Raw genomic sequence first — 17,389 nt, 5'->3', positions numbered from 1 at the left:
ACAGCTCAAAAAAATAAGCACCGCTGGGTGCTTATTTTTTATACTTATCTCGTTTTTTCTGATTGAGCTGTTGATCGATACTTTCGACCAATTTCCCTAAGATATAGCTGACTTGCAAATTTCTCAGTATCAAGAGAGCCCAGAAGATAGCTGCAAGGTAGCTTTCTCTCATCACTGCATCATTGAAAAAATAGGTTTCAAAGGCTGTAAAGATAGCCATAGTCCAAAATTGACGTTTATTCATATTGATATTCTACCACGATTTTCTGAAAAAAGCACAGGCTAGTCTTCTTGGATCGTAATTTTCTCAGAGAGGAAATCGAAACCTTCCGGAATGACAGACTCTTCCGCCACCTCAACCTCTTCCTTGTGACCACGCGCTTTCTTCGAGAATTCCGCTCGGACCTGGGTCCACTCCTCCATGGAAATGGCCAAAATTTCAGGTGAGAATCCGGCTGCATTGCTTAAAATATTGCCAAACATGGTATTGAGGTTATCTCGCTTCATGGTCTGTTCGGCATTAAAGGCAGACTCAAAAGCTAGGATTGCATGGCGTTCATTGGCCGCAACCGGTTGAGAACCAACCAGCAAGGCCTTATCTGCCCCTGCTAGGCTTTCAATAATTTCCCCCCAAGCATTTTGCAGGCGGATGAGATTGTTACGGGCCAAATCTGGATTTTCAACCGCTTCTTGTAAGATGGCTTGAACCTTATTGCGATCCACCCGATATCCCTTGCTGGACTTCTGAGGACGGGCTGGAGCTGACTTGGCTACAGGAGCCCCGCTCCCTACTTGAGCTAATTGACTTTTCAGAAACTCCACTTCTCTTTTGAGTTGGTCCATTTGTGCCAAGAAATCTGCTGGAAGAGCCGTTTGACTAGTTGAAGAGCCCTCACCCTTGTATTCTGCCAAGCGAATGGTCATCATCTCTGTATAGATCTTGGGCTGCAGGCTGTTTTTAATATCCGCTAAGCTCCTTGTCGCAAAATCAATCCAAGCAAAGAGGGTGGCTTGCGGAATGGCTAGATTCTGGTTAAATCGTTCACTGACATGGAGATTTTCTCCACCTGTCTGAACGATTAGAAGATCCCGTAAATACTGTAAGAGATCTGTCACAAAGCGGGCCATATTCTTCCCATTATCAAAAATCAGGTTCAACTGGTCCAAGGCAGCTGTTGCATCTTGTGCTGCCAAGGCTGCCACATAGAGATCCAAAGCTTCCTGACTGATGGAGCCTGTGATTTCTTCTGCCGTCGCAGTGGTCAATTGGGCACCAGCTGTCAGGCTGAGGGCCTGGTCCAAAATGGACAAGGCATCCCGCATCCCACCTTCTGCCCGACGGGCAATAATGGCTACAGCTTCTTCTTCGTAATCAATGCCTTCTTTATCCAAAACAGCTTTTAGGTGGTTTTGAATGGCTGGCGTCTTGATTGATTTGAACTCAAAGCGTTGAACCCGCGAAAGGATGGTTGCTGGAATCTTATGCAATTCCGTTGTTGCTAAAATAAAGACCACATTTTCTGTCGGTTCTTCCAAGGTCTTGAGAAGGGCATTAAAGGCTCCCGTCGAGAGCATGTGGACCTCGTCGATAATATAGACCTTGTGAGGGGCCAGGCTAGGCGCATAGGTCGATTTGTCGCGGATATCGCGGATCTCATCCACCCCATTATTGGAAGCAGCGTCAATCTCGATGACATCCTCTAAACTGCCATTGGTAATGGCTTCACAGATATAGCATTCGTTACAAGGCTCTCCCCCTTTTTGATTGGGGCAGTTCATGGCCTTGGCAAAGATTTTCGCCACACTGGTCTTCCCCGTCCCACGAGGGCCAGAAAAGAGATAGGCATGGCTAATTTTTCCCTGTTCGACAGCTTGTCGTAGGGTCGTCGCAATAACCTCCTGCCCTACAAGCTGGCCAAAGGTCTGGCTTCGGTATTTACGATAGAGGGCTTGATACATTAGTCTACTACTCCAAACATCCTAAAATTCCAATTTGTTTTTTCGAGCAAGATGGCTACAAAACGTTCCAAATAAAGACGATCCAGGTCGTCATAATCTCCCACCCGATCCGAATCTAGATCCAACACTCCAAGCAACTGGTCATTCAAGACCATGGGGACCACAATCTCACTCATGGCCCGACTGTCACAAGAGATATAATTGGCATGCTGGGTCACATCCTCGATGACCAGCGTCTCTCTTTTCTCCGCTGCTTCTCCACAGACACCTTTTCCTAGAGCGATATGGACACAAGATACCTGTCCTTGAAAGGGGCCTAGAATCAACTCTTTTTGATCATAGAGGTAAAAGCCTGCAAAGACGGAATGCGGTAGAGCTTGATTAAGCAAAGCACTGGCATTGGCTAAATTGGCCAAGGCATTGTTCTCTCCTTCTAAGAGAGCTTCTAACTGGGCTAGTAGGAGTTTGTAATTTGATTCTTTTTCTTGCGTATTCATACCCTTTATTATACCAAACTTTGGCTAGAAAATTAAGTATTTACCACGGAGCAAGCCTTGATAAAAACCCGACTAGACATCAGAAGTACCAAGCAAATGTTCTCAATAAAAAAGCCAGGGAGCAAGGTCCCTGACTTTGTAAAAATTCATTTAAGCGTCTCTCCGAACATATTGAATCGCCCGATATGTCAGAAAGATGGTCAGAACAAGGGAAACAAACCAAATGGTCCGAAGGCCATAATATTGGATGAGGAAGGTCGAAAGAATAGCCCCTCCGACAAAACTCCCAATCAAGGAGGTCATAAAGAGGGATTCCCAGAAAAACTCCATCTTGCGATCCCGCACAAAATTCCCGTAAGCGACCATGGTCTTCTTGAGATTCCCTGTCATAAAGGAATGGTTGTAAGCATAGCCATCGACTTCTCCAAAGGAAATAGCTACAATCCCCAAGCTCAGTCCAAAGAAAGGCACGATCAGAACATTGGGCACTTCTTTTGGCAGAAAGCCAGCCACCAAGGTCGTCAGGACCAAAGGAACTAAGGTACTAAGTCGCCAAACCGAATGGCTAAAGAAGCGCTGAAAGACGGTCATCAAAAAAATCCCGATCATAAAGGCCAACATGGTGGCTAGTTTGACCTCCACATCAGATATTTCATGGCCGATTAACCCCACGGATAGAAAGACCACGTTTCCCGTTTGGCCAGCCGCCAAGGTCCCTCCTCTTTCGATAAAGGTGTAGGCATCTGAAAAACCTGCACACATAGTCAGCAGGCAGGCAAAAGCCTTACTTCTGGAGTGAAACTCCCTTCTTAACTTTTTCATATTTCTCCCTATTTGTCATGGAAAAGAGGCTGGGACACTACTTCCTAACCTCTCTCATTTGTTATCTTATCCTTCACGTGATTCGCTCAAAATCTTCTCAATCTTGGTCGTAATCAAATCGATGGCTACGGTATTGGTAACACCTTCTGGAATGATGACATCCGCATAGCGCTTGGTTGGCTCGATAAACTGATGGTACATCGGCTTCACCACTCCCAAGTACTGCTCGATGACACTGTCCAAACTCCGACCTCGCTCTTCCATATCCCGCTTGATCCGGCGAATGATCCGCACATCATCATCGGTATCAACGAAAATCTTGATATCCATCAAGTCACGAAGACGCTTGTCCTCCAAGACCAAAATCCCCTCAACGATAAAGACATCCTGAGGCTCCTGGCGATAAGTCTTAGCACTACGCGTATGCGCTGCATAGTCATATGTTGGAATATCAACCGGACGTCCAGCCAACAACTCATTGATTTGCTCGATCATGAGGTCTGTATCAAAGGCAAAAGGATGGTCATAGTTGGTCTGAATCCGCTCTTCAAAGGTTAAATGGCTTTGATCCTTGTAATAAGAATCGTGCTCAATCATGGCAATCTTCTCATCCGGGAAGTGGGACAAAATTGCCCGAGAAACACTAGTTTTTCCCCCACCAGAACCGCCTGTTACACCGATAATAATTGGTCTGTTTCGCATCTTCTTCTCCATTTTCTATAATCCTATTTATTCTATCACAAAAGCGGTCACTTGACCACGACTTGAACAATTTTTCTATGGCTTTCATCCAAAATCAAAGAAGGATCTCCTTTCCCCTTCCGTCCCAGTTCGAAAGGCCCATTCCATCTTTTTAGGGTGAAACATGATATAATGAAACCAGTAAATACCTGATTGAAAGGAGCTGCCATGCTGAAACTTGGTATCATCGGCACCAGTACCATCTCCCATTCCTTCCTGGCCGCAACAAAAGAAACAGGCCACTATGAGTTAAGGGCAGTCTATTCGCGGACCTTAGAGAAGGCTAGTAGCTTCGCCCAACCCTATGGACAAGTGGCCCTCTATGATGATCTGATTGCCTTTTTAGATAGTGACCTGGATGTCATCTACATTGCTAGTCCCAATTCACTCCACTATCCTCAGGCAAAGTTAGCCCTTCTAGCTAAGAAACATGTCATCCTTGAAAAACCAGCCGTCACTACTCCCAAGGAATGGGAAGAGTTGGTCAAATTGGCAAAGGAGCACCAGGTCTATCTCTTTGAAGCAGCTCGCAACTATCATGAAAAAGCCTTTGCGACCATCCAAGACTTTCTCAAAGACAAGACCATCTTGGGTGGTCACATGACCTATGCCAAATACTCCTCTAAAATGCCCGAACTCCTGAAAGGGGCTACACCTAATATTTTCTCTGACCAGTTTGCTGGCGGAGCCCTTATGGATCTGGGTGTCTATCCCCTCTACTTTGCAATCGGCCTCTTCGGTCAACCTGAATCAGTAACCTATCAGGCGCGGCAATTGCCTAATTCAATCGATTTGAACGGACATGGTAGCTTGGTTTATTCTGACTTTGTCATCGGCATTCAAGCCGGCAAGGATGTGACCAGCAATCTTCCTGCTGAAATCTACACAACAGATGGCACCCTCTTTCTGAGTGGCATTGAAGCCGTTAACGAGGCTGTTTTTCAAGACCATTCTGGAAACAGCTACCAGCTTCTAATCACTCCTGCTCCTCATAACATGCTAGAAGAAGCTCAGGCCTTTGCTAGTATGATGACAGAGGGCGACCAGATACTTTACCAGACTTGGCTCCAAACTGGACAGATGGTCCATCAAGCCCTCTATGCTATGCGCCAAGATGCTGGAATACACTTTAAGGACGAAAACTAATATGACACTAGCATTCCCACCGCTCTGGCAAGAGCAACTCAAAACCCTCGGCTTTGAGCAACTCACTGAAATCCAAGAACGCCTCTTTGAGCCGATCACCCAAGGGGAGAATGTGCTTGGGGTCAGCCCGACAGGTACCGGGAAGACTCTGGCCTATCTCTTCCCTAGTCTTCTCAAGCTAAAACCTAAAAAAGCGCAACAATTGCTGATTCTCTCCCCCAATACAGAATTGGCCGGACAAATCTTTGATGTCACTAAACAATGGGCAGAGCCTCTTGGACTCAGTGCCCAACTTTTCCTTTCTGGCTCTAGTCAAAAACGGCAAATCGAACGCCTCAAAAAAGGACCCGAAATTCTCATCGGAACTCCAGGCCGTATTTTTGAATTGATCAAGCTCAAGAAAATCAAGATGATGAATGTCAATACCATCATCCTGGATGAATTTGACCAACTTTTCAGCGACTCTCAGTATCACTTTGTCGACAAGATTTGCCACTACGCGCCGCGAGATCATCAATTTATCTATATGAGTGCAACGACTAAGTTTGATGCAGAGCAAATCGAGCCCAATACCCTGACCATTCAGGTAGAAGAGCAAAACTTGGACAATATCCAGCACTTCTATATGAAGGTGGACAAGCGAGAAAAGGTCGAACTCCTCAGAAAACTATCCAATGTCGAAGACTTTCGTGGCCTCGTTTTCTTCAATAGCTTGTCCGACCTGGGGAGCGCTGAAGAAAAACTCCAGTACCGAGAAGTTAGCGCTGTCTCACTTGCTAGTGACGTCAACGTCAAATTCCGGAAAGTCATTCTGGAACGCTTTAAGGATCATCAGCTGACACTCCTTCTGGCAACAGATTTGGTAGCGCGGGGAATCGATATCGACTCACTAGAATGTGTCGTCAACTATGAAGCTCCAAGAGATGCCGAAACCTACATCCACCGATCTGGGCGTACCGGACGCATGGGCAAAGAAGGCTATGTCATCACCTTGGTCAGCCATCCAGAAGAATTAAAAAGCTTGAAAAAATTAACCCCTGTTCGTCCTTTGATCCTTAAGGGAGCTCAACTCTATATAGGGGAAGAATAAGAAAATCGTTCGTAACATTACGAACGATTTTTAATGTAGACAAACTATTGTTTTACATAAAACAGCTGGATAATTTTCAAAAAACAACTTATATTTTTAGTCATTTAAGAATATGAAAAAAACTTTCCGCCGTGAGAAAAGTGCCTGAAACACAATCGTTTCAGGCACTCGGAATTATTGAGACCTTAGGCTCAATAATTAGTCATGGAACTTCTACGAAGTTCGCTGACGTCCGTACTCACCTAAGGAAAGTTTTTAAAATTACTTTATCTTCAATCTGAGTCGTTCGTAACATTACGAACGATTTTTTTAATTACGATTGTAATAAAGGCGATGAGTTTCCACTTGGTGGTTTAAGAGTTCATCAACCGTCACAATGGTGTAGCCTTGCGATTGAAGGTATTGGATCACAGCTGGGAGAGCATTAATAGAAGTTTGGTGAATATCATGCATCAGGATAATTGATCCTGGTTTGACTTGTTTTTTCACCTCTGCTAAGATTGCTTCGGTGTTATGACTCTTCCAATCCAAGGTATCCACATCCCACATGATAAAGGCTTGATCCACTGCATATTGAATGGCACTATTAATCGAACCATAAGGAGGACGAGTAATCTTCGTTTGCACTCCAGTCACCTTTTGAATCACTTCTTTGGTATCCATGATTTCTTTTTGAGCTGACTCCAAAGGCAACTTAGTTAAGACAGGATGGTTCCAAGTATGGATCCCGATTTCATGTCCTTCCTGACGGACCCGTTTAGCCACTTCAGGATAGGCTGAGACATTCTTCCCAAGCATAAAGAAAGTTGCTTTAACATGGTACTTGTTAAGGATATTCAGGGCTTGAGGAGTCGTCGTTGGATCTGGACCATCATCAAAAGTCAAGGCAACCATCTTAGCGTGACGTTGGGTTTGGTAGGCCTCATAAGCTTCACGATCTCCAGGATTCAGGCGAGCAGAATCAATCACATCATAGAGCTTCGAAAGGGGCATATCGAAGGTTTCCATGCCCTCAATAGTAACTGGAAGTGTGATAGAAAGAACCCCTTGATTGTAGGTGAACTGCCAACTTGCTATATCACTTGCTGAGACAGCTTGCATCAGCTCTTCAATTCGATCTTCCCCTAACTGTAGGAAGACCAGCTGAGAGCGCAACTCTGTTAAGAGGGTTTCTTTGGCTAAATCAGCATCCGTAAACAATTGGGAGAATTGGAAGACCGTCCCCTCATCCGTTAGATAAAGGAGGGGAAGTTTGTCAATCCCATCTTTGATGAACTTACCGTTTTTCCACTTGTACTGGGTCTTCTTCACCTGATAAGGGTGAACCCCGACAAATGGGTCCTCTGAGCGTTCGGTATGATAGAACAATAGCTCTTTTGCTTGCTGATTCTTCTTCTCTTCTTGGGGAAGAGAGCCTACGTCAGCCAAAATTCTCTCTTTGACCACTGCGATAGGTTCTTCGTTATTTTTCGGGTAGTAGGCAGCAACATAAGATTGACCGACCATTCCTTTTTGAAGAATGGTATCTTTGTCTTTTTCAACTGCTTCTTCTTCCTGGATTGCTTTGGAAAACTGTTGATTATAATTTTTGATAGCGCGTGCTTCCTCAATCTTCTGATAAGCAAGATAAATCCCTCCGATAAAAAGGAGGTTGAGGAGGATGAGAATAAGTATTTTCAAGTAGGATTTCTTCATACTCTTATTATAGCAATTTTATCACCAAAAAACAGTAGAAAACTCTAGAATCTAGAAAATAAAACCTAAAATATGATAGGGAAATTAAAGTAGCTCAGTCCTATCTCCTGTCACTTTGAACCGGCAACTTTCAAGCAGAAAAAAAGAACAGATGTGGTCACATCTGCTCTTTGTCACAAGTTATATGATGCTGATTATAAGGACTTTTCACGAATCACTTCGACTTTGTAGCCATCTGGGTCCACAATAAAGTAATAGTTTGGAAGAGTTCCTGGCAAGCCTTTAGGATCTGTTACTTGGTAACCTTTTTCCTTATGCTCCGCATGAAGGGCTTCAAGGTCTGGCGTACTCAAGGCAACATGGGCAAAGCCATCTCCAATGACGTAAGGACCATGATCATAGTTGTAAGTTAATTCCAACTCATAGTCATCCCCTTCTAAACCAAGATAAACAATCGTAAATTTGTATTCAGGAAAATCTTTGCGACGCAATTCCTTAAAGCCAAACGCATCTGCATAAAAAGCAATTGATTTTTCTAAATTCTCCACTCGCAAACAAGTGTGTAACATTTTTGAAGCCATACGACACCTCTTTCTTTTTTTACTATTATACACTAGTCAGGCAAAAATAGCGATTATTTGAAATAGATGAAAAAGCTGAGGATTCCTCAGCCTAAATTATCGAAAAACTTATGTTATATAAAATAAGCCAAGTTATTCTAAAAAATAAGAACAACTCCTTATTATGAGCGCCATCCATGTAGGTTCTGAAACTTTCCGCCGTGAGAAAAGTGCTTGAAACAGTTATGTTTCAAGCACAAGGGAGTTTTGAAACCTTAGGTTCAAAACTAAGTCATGGAACTTCGTAGAAGTTCGCTGACGTCCCTTCTCACCTTTGGAAAGTTTTAGAAGTCTTTTGCTTCATCTAAGTTAAAGATTCCTCAGCTTTACTTGTTTTTCGTTGATTTAGAAGTTGATTTCTTTTTACTATCTGACTTGGTTGCTAGTTTGACCTCGAAAATAGCACCTTTCGGCTTGTTATCTCGAACAGTAATGGTGCCATTAAAGGCTTCTACGATTTGCTTGGCTAAGGACAGTCCTAAACCAAAACCACCCTTTTGACGCGTACGCGCCTTATCCACTCGGTAGAATCGATCAAATATCCGCTTTTTATCTTCGTCTGCAATCCCTGGTCCATTATCCTCTACCCGAAGATAGAGATAGCGATCCTTGAATTGGGCGACAAACCGTATCTTTCCTTCTTCCTCTGTGTATTTGAGGGCATTGTCATACAAAATGGTCATCAGCTGTTTCAGTAGGACCTTGTCAGACACCAGACTCCTTTCGACATGATTCTCATACTCGAAGATTTTATCATTTTCCTCGGCAATGATTTCATAATTGGCAAAGGTTTGGTCGAAAAAAGAAGGAGGGATTTCACAAAACTCAGGTTTAATCCCATCATCTCGACGGGCTAAGTTTAAGAGATTGGTCGTCAGTAAGCGCATATTGCGAACCTCATCCAAAGAGGAGGCGATATTCTCACTGGATTCCATAATTGTTGCCTCTGGCTTTCGGAACAGGGTTTCCAAACGATTTTGCAAAACGGCTAAAGGTGTCCGCAATTCATGAGAAGCATTTTCGACAAAAGCCTTCTGCCGGTTCATGCTCTCTAAGAGAGGTTTCACACTCATTTTAGCCAGGAAGATACTTGCAAAGAGGGAAATGCCCCAGAAGCAAATCATGACCAAGGCGATTTGGCTCTCGTGTTTTTCACTGGTCTGCTCCAACTGGCTGATATTGGTCATGATCACGGCATATTTCACCCCATCGATATAATCATCGGGGTCAATATCCACCAAATAAGCCCGGTAGCTTTCTTTTTGCTTATAATGGTTGGTGATTTGAATCTGCTTGATCTTGTTTAAATAGCTGCGACTAAAGGTCACTGTTTTTAAATCCAGAAAACCATTGTCCGTCGTCACATTTTCAAAATTATCATTCAAGAGGATGGCTGTACTATTGGAAGTGACCGATGGTCTAGGGCCATCCTCGGGATCAGGTTCATTATCTTCTGGTCGGTCATCATCTGGTTCGTCTCTTCCCATCCCATTTCCGGTACGATTGGCCAAGCTAATGATGGAATAACGATCTTTACTCAGTATCTTTAAATTTTCATCAACCGTTGTATACAGACTTGACCGCATTACTTGAATAATAATCAAGGTCATGGTTGAGAAAATCAAGGTAAAGAGTCCGAAATAGCGGATGAAATAAGAAAAGTCATCCGCATTGACAGTTTTTTTAATTTTATTGAGCATCTTTCAGAATGTACCCCACGCTACGCAATGTTTGGAGATTTTTTGCAAATTCTGTTCCTTTTAACTTCTTACGAATCTTAGAAACATACACTTCAACAACCGAGATAGTCGTATCGCTATCAAATCCCCAAAGTCGATCAAAGATTTGTGTCTTGGGCAGGATAACATTTTGATTTTGAAGGAAATAGACCAAAAGATCAAATTCTTTCCCTAATAGCTCCACTTCTTTCCCTTCAACAAGCGTAGAATTTGTCGAAAGATTAACGGTTACATTCCCATAAGAAAGGGTATTTTCATTGACCTTACCAGAGCGCTTCAACAATGCTTGGATCCGCATCTTGAGTTCTTCTAGGTAGAATGGCTTGGTCAGATAGTCATCTGCCCCTAACTCAAACCCATGGCCCTTATCGTCCAAACTCTCTTTGGCTGTCATAATCAATACTGGAGTGGAGACACCCTTATCTCTCAATTCTTTCAGAACTTGGAAACCATCTTTTTCAGGGAGCATGAGGTCTAGCAAAATGAGGTCATAGATGCCACTTTCAGCCTCATAAAGACCTTCGTCTCCATCAAAGACTTGCATGACATCTGCAAAGTCATCTAAAAAATCAAATACTGAATTAGACAAACCGAGGTCGTCTTCTACTAATAAAATCTTAATCATGTGTACTTTCTCCTTCTCATTCTTCCATACAGGGATGACGAGTATTTTCTACTCTATTATAACATGACCAGGCTTCATTCAGTAGCATTCAGATAGCGATTTCAACTTTTTTCTTAGCCTGCTGTCCCTGTCTCATCCTTTGATGAATTGTTTGTATTGCTAGACGATTTTTTCGAAGAGGATTTCTTGGAGGACTTTTTACTCGATTTACTATTTTGTTGCTTGTCTTGTTGACCTTGAGGGCCTCCATTTTGTGGTGGTTGGCCATTCATGTCTCCTTGTCCTGGTCCACCGTTTTGGCCATCTTGCGGTGGCATACCGCCTGGTCCTCCACCAAATCCATCTTGTCCTTGACCACCTTGCGAGCCCCCTCCTTGAGGTGGTTGACCGTTCATTTCTCCTTGCCCTGGACCACCATTTTGGCCATCAAAACCTTGTGAGTTAGAAGGTCCATTTTGATCGTTCCCATGGCTATTTTGTCCTTGATGGTTTTGGGCAGGCTGGTTACTATTTTGTGTAGCTACTGCTGCTTGTTGGCGTTGGGGAGTCGTATTGGCTGTCGCCAACATTCCCAAGCCAAATCCACCAGTCATTCCTACGACAAGTCCTCCTGTTGCTGCGGCAGTTGCCCACCACTTAGGACTTTTCTTAACGACAATCATTTTTTCAGTTCTTTCTTGCTTTTGTTCATTCGAAGCTTGCATTCTTTCCATTCCTTAAATTATTTAAACAAGGCCTTTGTTTAGATAGGGATAGTTTACCGATTCTTCCTTAATCGTGACTAAATTTTTTCTTAAACTTTCCTAAAATGAGGATGGAGACAATTGTCACAGCTGAATAGAGGACTTGACAGGCTTGCATTCTTTTTTGTAGAATAGTTACCATAAAAATAAAGCGAGGTTTACTGTTTTGAAAAAAATAGAATCAATGACATTAATTGCTCTTGGAGCAGCTCTGATTGCTGCCCTATCTCCTTTTACAATCCCACTTGGACCCATTCCTATCACGCTTCAGACTTTAGCGATTGGATTGATCGCCAGCATCTACCGTCCAAAAGAAGCCACCCTTTCTGTTCTCATTTACCTCCTCTTAGGTGCCATTGGCCTCCCCGTCTTTGCAGGTGGTCACGGAGGCATCAGCTCCTTCTACGGTCCCACTGCTGGATTCCTTTTCTTCTTTCCCCTTCGTGCTTTGGTTACCTCTAGCCTCGCTGGCCAAAAGGGACAGCCCATTCGTATCTTCCTAGCTAACGCCTTGGGGGAAGTCGTCCTCTTTATTGGGGGTGCCTTAGGTTTTATGCTCATTACCCACCAGAGTTTGGATCTCACCGTAAAACTGGTCGTCCTACCTTTTGTATTACCAGATTTGATTAAAATCACGTTGACAACGGTTTTCGCAGTTATTCTCTATCGCAATCTCAAACATCTCCCATATTTCAAAAAAGCAAAATAAAAACTCTTAGAGAGGCCTACAAACCTGTAGGTTCCTCTCTAGGAGCTTTTTTTTCTTTATTTAGTTGCTAGAAGGGCTGTTTCAACCGCTGCTTTCTCCCGCTCGATAAGATCGATACGAGCCGCGATCTCTTTAATTCCCATCTTGATATTACGGCTGATCGCCATATCATCCAATTGAGGCTCAAAGAAGGCCTTGTATTCATTCAACCGTTCACGGGTCTTGAAACAGTTAGCTGGGTAGATGACAAACTTATCAAAGCTCATATCACCACCGAGTGCTTTCTTGATCCAATCCCAGTTTTCACGCGCCCAAGTCCAGGTTCTTCCTTGGGTAAAGTCATGGTGCAAGAAATTGAAGTACCAGCTCATAGCCAAGTCCTGAGGTTTCACCACATCCTTGTTCTTCCACTCCTTCAATAGAGCTTCCAAAGTTTCCTCATCCTTGGTATAAGAAAGGGCAGCCGCCAACTGGCGTTTAAAGTTTCCATCAACTGTCTTCACATAGGTATCCAGATATTGTTGGCTAAGCGCCTTGGTTTCCTGGTGTTTGATTTGGTTGACCAAGATTTGCAAGCGAATGGCAGCTGGAAGTTTTTCTAGATCAGCTGCGTGCGCTTCAAAGATAGCGCTCGCTTGTGCTTGTGCAGCTTCATCATTGGCCTTAATCATATTAGCAATCATTAGCTGACGAACTTTTTCGTCTTCTTCTGTTTCACCAGGCTTAGCTTCCAGTCCCAAGCGTTCGAAGTTGTAACGGTTCATCCGTTTCAACAACTCATGGAAGGCTACTTCTATTTCAGTTCCTTCATCCACAAAGAGACTGATTCCGCTCAAGACGCTCGAAACAGCAGAAACAACCAGGAAGGAAGTTTCTTCTGTCAAGTGTTCAATCACTGGCAAGAGGCTTGCATAAGAAATTTGACCACTTTCCGCTAAGAGACGACGTTCTTGAACCACTTGCAATTTCGAAGTGCTATCCAAGTTAGCCAGTTCAGCAAGGATATCTTCCAACAATTCCCCACGGTAGTCACTGATATAGTGAGCTGTATTTTCTGTATTAAAGCGAAGAGCACCGCTGTTAGCTGCTTTCAAGGCACTGTAGTTTGGAATCTCTAAGACTTCTGTATCCAAGGTATCTGGAATACCTGTCCAGTTACTATTTAAAGGAACAACCCACTTGCGGCCTTTTTCTTCTCTTTCTCCGATGAAGAACTGCTCTTGACGGATGATCAAGGTATCGTTCTCTACAACAGCTGAGACAACAGGGTATCCTGGTTGCTCCAACCAAGAATCCATAAAGGCTGCGACATCACGACCTGAAGCTTGCCCAAGAGCATCCCAAAGGTCACGACCGATGGTATTTCCGTATTGGTGTTTTTCAAAGTAAATCTTCAACCCTTTACGGAAGGCGTCATCGCCTAACCAACGGCGAAGCATGTGCATGAGACGGCTACCCTTAGCGTAAACGATGGCTGGGTCAAAGAGGGTGTTGATCTCGTCTGGGTGTTTGACTTCCACATGGACGGATTGAACGCCATCTGTAGCATCGCGTTTCAAGGCAGCAGGCACACCAGTTGTTTGGAAGTCTTCAAAGATATTCCAGCTTGGTTCGATGGCATCCAAGCTGACATATTCCATCATATTGGCGAAGCTTTCATTCAACCAGAGGTCATCCCACCATTTCATGGTCACGAGGTTTCCGAACCATTGGTGAGCCAACTCGTGAGCCACCACTAAGGCTACTGTTTGACGGCTTTGAGCAGTCGAATTCTCATCAACAAGAAGGTAGACTTCACGGTAGGTTACCAAGCCCCAGTTTTCCATCGCACCTGAAGAGAAGTCTGGAAGGGCGATATGAAGAGATTGAGGGATTGGATACTTCACGCCATAGTAGTCTTCATAAAATTCAATAGCACGTACGGCAATATCCAATGAGAAGTCCAAGTTTTCTAATGGGTGAGCTTTGGTAGAGTAGACACCGACTAGGGTTCCATTCTTGGTCTTAGCTGTCACTCCTTGAAGGTCTCCAGCCGCAAAGGCCAAGAGATAAGAAGACATACGTGGAGTCGTATCAAACTTCCAAATCCCTGTTTCTTTACGGTTTTCCACATCGATTTCTGGCATGTTAGAAAGAACGATTTCTCCCTCTTCTTGGTCAAACTTCACAGCCAAATCAAAGGTCGCTTTGGCTTCTGGCTCATCCACACTTGGGAAGGCTTCACGCGCAAAATGGCTCTCAAACTGAGTAGAGATTACTTCCTTCTTCACACCATCTACTGTGTAGTAAGAAGGATAAATTCCTGTCATATTGTCTGTGATCTTACCAGAATAGGTCAAGGTAATCGTTACTTGACCTGTCCCTTCTAATTCGACATAGACTGCTTCATTGTCATCATCTACCGTAAATGGACGGGCTTGACCTGGTACTTCTACTGTTTCGATGGTCAAATCCTTTTGGTGAAGAGAGATGCGAGTCTCTTTTGCTTCTCCGCTAATGATCACTTTCCCTGAGAAAGTTTTACTAGAGCGGTTCAAATCTAAGAATAGATCGTAGTGCTCAGGTACAAATGTATCAATAAAATGTGCAACTGCTTGCATGAGTAACTCCTTCTTCATTTTTTCTCATCTTCTATTCTAACATAAATCATACTAACTGTAAGGTAAGAGGGGGCAAAACCAGACCTACAAAAAGACAAAAGTCTGAGATCATGACCTCAGACTTTCTTTTCTTATAATTCCACAATCTTTCCAGTTTCGAAGTAGACAACCCACTCACAGATATTTTTAGCGTAATCACCAATACGCTCCAAGTAGTTGATGACTTGGAAGTAATCACGTCCAGTGATAATCAAGTCAGGATTATGCTTGATTTCTTCCGTTGCCAACTCTTGAATACGATCATAATACTCATTAATCTTTTCATCGCGAGTTGCTACTTCATAGGCCGTTTCAACATCCCCTTTTAGGTAGAGCTCCAAGGTTGCTTCAACAAAGTCTTTGACTTCTCGACCCATTTTGCTGATTTCTTCTTCTACAACCTTACTACGAAGTTCTCCCTTCATACGGATGGTTGCACGGGCGATAGATACCGCATGGTCTCCCATACGCTCCACGTCAGATACAGCTTTTAAGACAGTCATCACCATCCGAAGATCCTGAGAAACCGGTTGTTGAAGGGCAATCATTTCAAAGGATTTGCGCTCCAACTTCACTTCATACTCATTAATCTCCGCATCATCTTCAATCACCTGACGTGCCAGATCACGATCATGAGTGACAAAAGCTCGAACCGTGCGGTTGATCTGGGTCAAGACTTCATTTCCCATGGCATAAAACTGGTTATGAAGCTTTTCTAAATCTTCTTCAAATTGTACACGTAACATTTACTTTCCCTTTCTTATCCAAACTTCCCTGATACATAATCTTCTGTTTCCTTACGAGCAGGGTTCAAGAAGATTTTTGAGGTGTCATCATACTCGATGAGGTCCCCATCCAAGAAAAAGGCTGTCCTATCCGAAATCCGACTGGCTTGCTGCATAGACCGCGTCACCAAAAGCATGGTATAACGATCCTTCAACCCATAAAGTGTTTCTTCAATCTTTCCAGCAGAAATCGGGTCCAAAGCTGAGGTTGGCTCATCCAAGAGGATAATCTTTGGACTGGTTGCCAATACACGCGCCACACAAACCCGTTGTTGTTGCCCCCCTGAAAGACCAATCGCTGAATCATGGAGACGATCCTTGACCTCATCCCAAATAGAAGCGTTTTTCAAAGAGGTTTCGACCGCTTCATCCAAGACTTGCTTGTCCTTGACCCCATTGATCATGAGTCCATAGGTGACATTGTCATAGATAGACATGGGGAAGGGGTTGGGCTGTTGGAAGACCATCCCGATTTCCTTACGGAGCTCCACCGTATCAGTCCGTGGACTATAGATATTGTGACCATTGTAAATGACGGTGCCTGTTGTTGTCACCTCATGGTTCAAATCTCCCATCCGGTTGATGGCTTTGAGCAAGGTAGACTTCCCAGATCCAGACGGGCCGATTAAAGCCGTGATTTCTTTAGGGGTGAAATCCAGTGACACACTATTCAGTGCCTTTTTCTTATTGTAATAAACCGACAAGTCCTTGACTTGCAAAATTGGTTCTGTCATGTTTTCATCCTTATGTTGTTTCAATGTTGCCAAATCCTATCCAAAGTGACCAGACACATAATCGTTGGTCGATTGCAGTTTTGCATTTTGGAAAATGTTGGCTGTTTTATCATACTCGATCAAATCGCCTAGATAGAAGAATCCTGTATAATCGCTAGCACGAGCAGCCTGTTGCATGCTGTGGGTCACGATAATAATGGTATAATCCTTCTTCAACTCCAGCATAGTTTCTTCCAACTGGGCTGTTGCGATAGGGTCTAAGGCTGAAGCCGGCTCATCCATGAGCAAAATCTTCGGTTTGACAGAGATAGCTCGAGCAATACAGAGGCGTTGCTGTTGACCACCAGAGAGGGTCAATGCAGACTTGTGCAAATCATCCTTGACCTGATCCCAGAGGGCTGCTTGCTTCAAAGATTTTTCGACGATCTCGTCCAAGACCTTCTTATCTTTGACACCTGCCCGCTCGTGGGGGAAGGTAATATTGCGGTAGATGGACTTGGCAAACGGATTTGGTCGTTGGAAGACCATCCCGATATGCTTTCTCATTTCATAGACATTGATATCTGGTCGGTTGACATCGATCCCTTCGTACCAAATCTCCCCAGTCACACTTGCAATATCAATGGTATCGTTCATCCGGTTCAAACTTCTAAGATAAGTGGATTTCCCAGATCCAGAAGGACCGATCAAAGCTGTGATTTTATTCTTCTCAAATTGCATATCCACCCCTTTGATGGATTCATTTGAACCATAGTAGACATGCAGATCCTTGGTCGAAAGGACCACTTTTTCTTCAGGAAAAGTAATGATATGTTTCTCATCCCAATTGTACTTTGACATTTCTT

Annotated in this window: 17 protein-coding genes; 3 read left to right on the top strand and 14 right to left on the bottom strand. The window is 43.7% G+C overall.

The window, feature by feature from the left end; translation table 11 throughout:
* Positions 1–31: 31 nt before the first annotated feature.
* The 5 genes from H8S88_RS05070 to udk all read right to left on the bottom strand — a co-directional run bounded on the left by H8S88_RS05070 (position 32) and on the right by udk (position 3,980).
* Positions 32–244: a DUF3272 family protein gene (locus H8S88_RS05070; protein ID WP_048690913.1), complete on the bottom strand. Its 213-nt coding sequence runs from the start codon at positions 242–244 to the stop codon at positions 32–34.
* Positions 245–282: 38 nt separating this feature from the next.
* The gene (gene dnaX / locus H8S88_RS05065; protein ID WP_236128065.1) at positions 283–1,959 is read right to left on the bottom strand and encodes a DNA polymerase III subunit gamma/tau; all 1,677 of its coding nucleotides are present in this window, start codon (positions 1,957–1,959) and stop codon (positions 283–285) included.
* Positions 1,959–2,456 carry a GAF domain-containing protein gene (locus H8S88_RS05060; RefSeq protein ID WP_129822178.1) on the bottom strand — a complete coding sequence of 166 codons (498 nt, stop codon included), beginning with the start codon at positions 2,454–2,456 and terminating at the stop codon, positions 1,959–1,961. The genes dnaX and H8S88_RS05060 overlap by 1 nt, the downstream gene beginning before the upstream one ends.
* Before the next feature lie 150 nt (positions 2,457–2,606).
* The gene (locus tag H8S88_RS05055) at positions 2,607–3,278 is read right to left on the bottom strand and encodes a YoaK family protein (protein WP_140813885.1); all 672 of its coding nucleotides are present in this window, start codon (positions 3,276–3,278) and stop codon (positions 2,607–2,609) included.
* Positions 3,279–3,344: 66 nt separating this feature from the next.
* Positions 3,345–3,980 (bottom strand): uridine kinase, encoded by a 636-nt coding sequence (gene udk, locus H8S88_RS05050; RefSeq protein WP_048691384.1) that lies wholly within the window; start codon positions 3,978–3,980, stop codon positions 3,345–3,347.
* 207 nt (positions 3,981–4,187) lie between these two features.
* Here udk and H8S88_RS05045 point away from each other — a divergent pair, with 207 nt between their 5' ends.
* Both H8S88_RS05045 and H8S88_RS05040 read left to right on the top strand, forming a co-directional pair.
* On the top strand, positions 4,188–5,165 hold the full coding sequence (locus tag H8S88_RS05045) for a Gfo/Idh/MocA family protein (RefSeq protein ID WP_125335431.1): 978 nt from the start codon (positions 4,188–4,190) through the stop codon (positions 5,163–5,165).
* Position 5,166: 1 nt separating this feature from the next.
* Positions 5,167–6,255 (top strand): DEAD/DEAH box helicase, encoded by a 1,089-nt coding sequence (locus tag H8S88_RS05040; protein ID WP_048691389.1) that lies wholly within the window; start codon positions 5,167–5,169, stop codon positions 6,253–6,255.
* A 309-nt stretch (positions 6,256–6,564) separates the two neighbouring features.
* On the opposite strand, the gene H8S88_RS05035 is transcribed toward H8S88_RS05040, so the two are convergent.
* From H8S88_RS05035 to H8S88_RS05015, 5 genes are all read right to left on the bottom strand, one after another.
* Positions 6,565–7,935 carry a polysaccharide deacetylase family protein gene (locus H8S88_RS05035; RefSeq protein ID WP_236128064.1) on the bottom strand — a complete coding sequence of 457 codons (1,371 nt, stop codon included), beginning with the start codon at positions 7,933–7,935 and terminating at the stop codon, positions 6,565–6,567.
* A gap of 209 nt (positions 7,936–8,144) precedes the next feature.
* Positions 8,145–8,531 carry a lactoylglutathione lyase gene (gene gloA / locus H8S88_RS05030; protein WP_023022851.1) on the bottom strand — a complete coding sequence of 129 codons (387 nt, stop codon included), beginning with the start codon at positions 8,529–8,531 and terminating at the stop codon, positions 8,145–8,147.
* Positions 8,532–8,896: 365 nt separating this feature from the next.
* Positions 8,897–10,270 carry a sensor histidine kinase gene (locus tag H8S88_RS05025; protein ID WP_023022849.1) on the bottom strand — a complete coding sequence of 458 codons (1,374 nt, stop codon included), beginning with the start codon at positions 10,268–10,270 and terminating at the stop codon, positions 8,897–8,899.
* Complete coding sequence (locus H8S88_RS05020; protein ID WP_023022847.1) at positions 10,260–10,934, bottom strand: response regulator transcription factor; 675 nt, start codon at positions 10,932–10,934, stop codon at positions 10,260–10,262. The genes H8S88_RS05025 and H8S88_RS05020 overlap by 11 nt, the downstream gene beginning before the upstream one ends.
* 113 nt (positions 10,935–11,047) lie before the next feature.
* On the bottom strand, positions 11,048–11,638 hold the full coding sequence (locus H8S88_RS05015; protein WP_023022846.1) for a hypothetical protein: 591 nt from the start codon (positions 11,636–11,638) through the stop codon (positions 11,048–11,050).
* Positions 11,639–11,843: 205 nt separating this feature from the next.
* Here H8S88_RS05015 and H8S88_RS05010 point away from each other — a divergent pair, with 205 nt between their 5' ends.
* Positions 11,844–12,386: a biotin transporter BioY gene (locus H8S88_RS05010; protein WP_042361035.1), complete on the top strand. Its 543-nt coding sequence runs from the start codon at positions 11,844–11,846 to the stop codon at positions 12,384–12,386.
* 56 nt (positions 12,387–12,442) lie between these two features.
* Here H8S88_RS05010 and H8S88_RS05005 read toward each other — a convergent pair whose 3' ends face one another.
* From H8S88_RS05005 to pstB (H8S88_RS04990), 4 genes are all read right to left on the bottom strand, one after another.
* Complete coding sequence (locus H8S88_RS05005) at positions 12,443–14,986, bottom strand: M1 family metallopeptidase (protein WP_125335608.1); 2,544 nt, start codon at positions 14,984–14,986, stop codon at positions 12,443–12,445.
* A 131-nt stretch (positions 14,987–15,117) separates the two neighbouring features.
* On the bottom strand, positions 15,118–15,771 hold the full coding sequence (phoU, locus tag H8S88_RS05000; RefSeq protein WP_006596567.1) for a phosphate signaling complex protein PhoU: 654 nt from the start codon (positions 15,769–15,771) through the stop codon (positions 15,118–15,120).
* Positions 15,772–15,785: 14 nt separating this feature from the next.
* On the bottom strand, positions 15,786–16,544 hold the full coding sequence (gene pstB / locus H8S88_RS04995) for a phosphate ABC transporter ATP-binding protein PstB (RefSeq protein WP_048717263.1): 759 nt from the start codon (positions 16,542–16,544) through the stop codon (positions 15,786–15,788).
* A gap of 36 nt (positions 16,545–16,580) precedes the next feature.
* Positions 16,581–17,384, bottom strand: a complete 804-nt coding sequence (gene pstB / locus H8S88_RS04990; RefSeq protein ID WP_236128063.1) for a phosphate ABC transporter ATP-binding protein PstB — start codon at positions 17,382–17,384, stop codon at positions 16,581–16,583.
* Positions 17,385–17,389 lie beyond the last annotated feature (5 nt).

Origin of the sequence: Streptococcus sp. GS001 (assembly GCF_021595565.1) — a bacterium.
Classification (GTDB): Bacteria; Bacillota; Bacilli; order Lactobacillales; family Streptococcaceae; genus Streptococcus; species Streptococcus xiaochunlingii.
The sequence above is the reverse complement of the archived record's forward strand: the minus strand, read 5'-3'. Positions and strand labels throughout refer to the sequence as shown.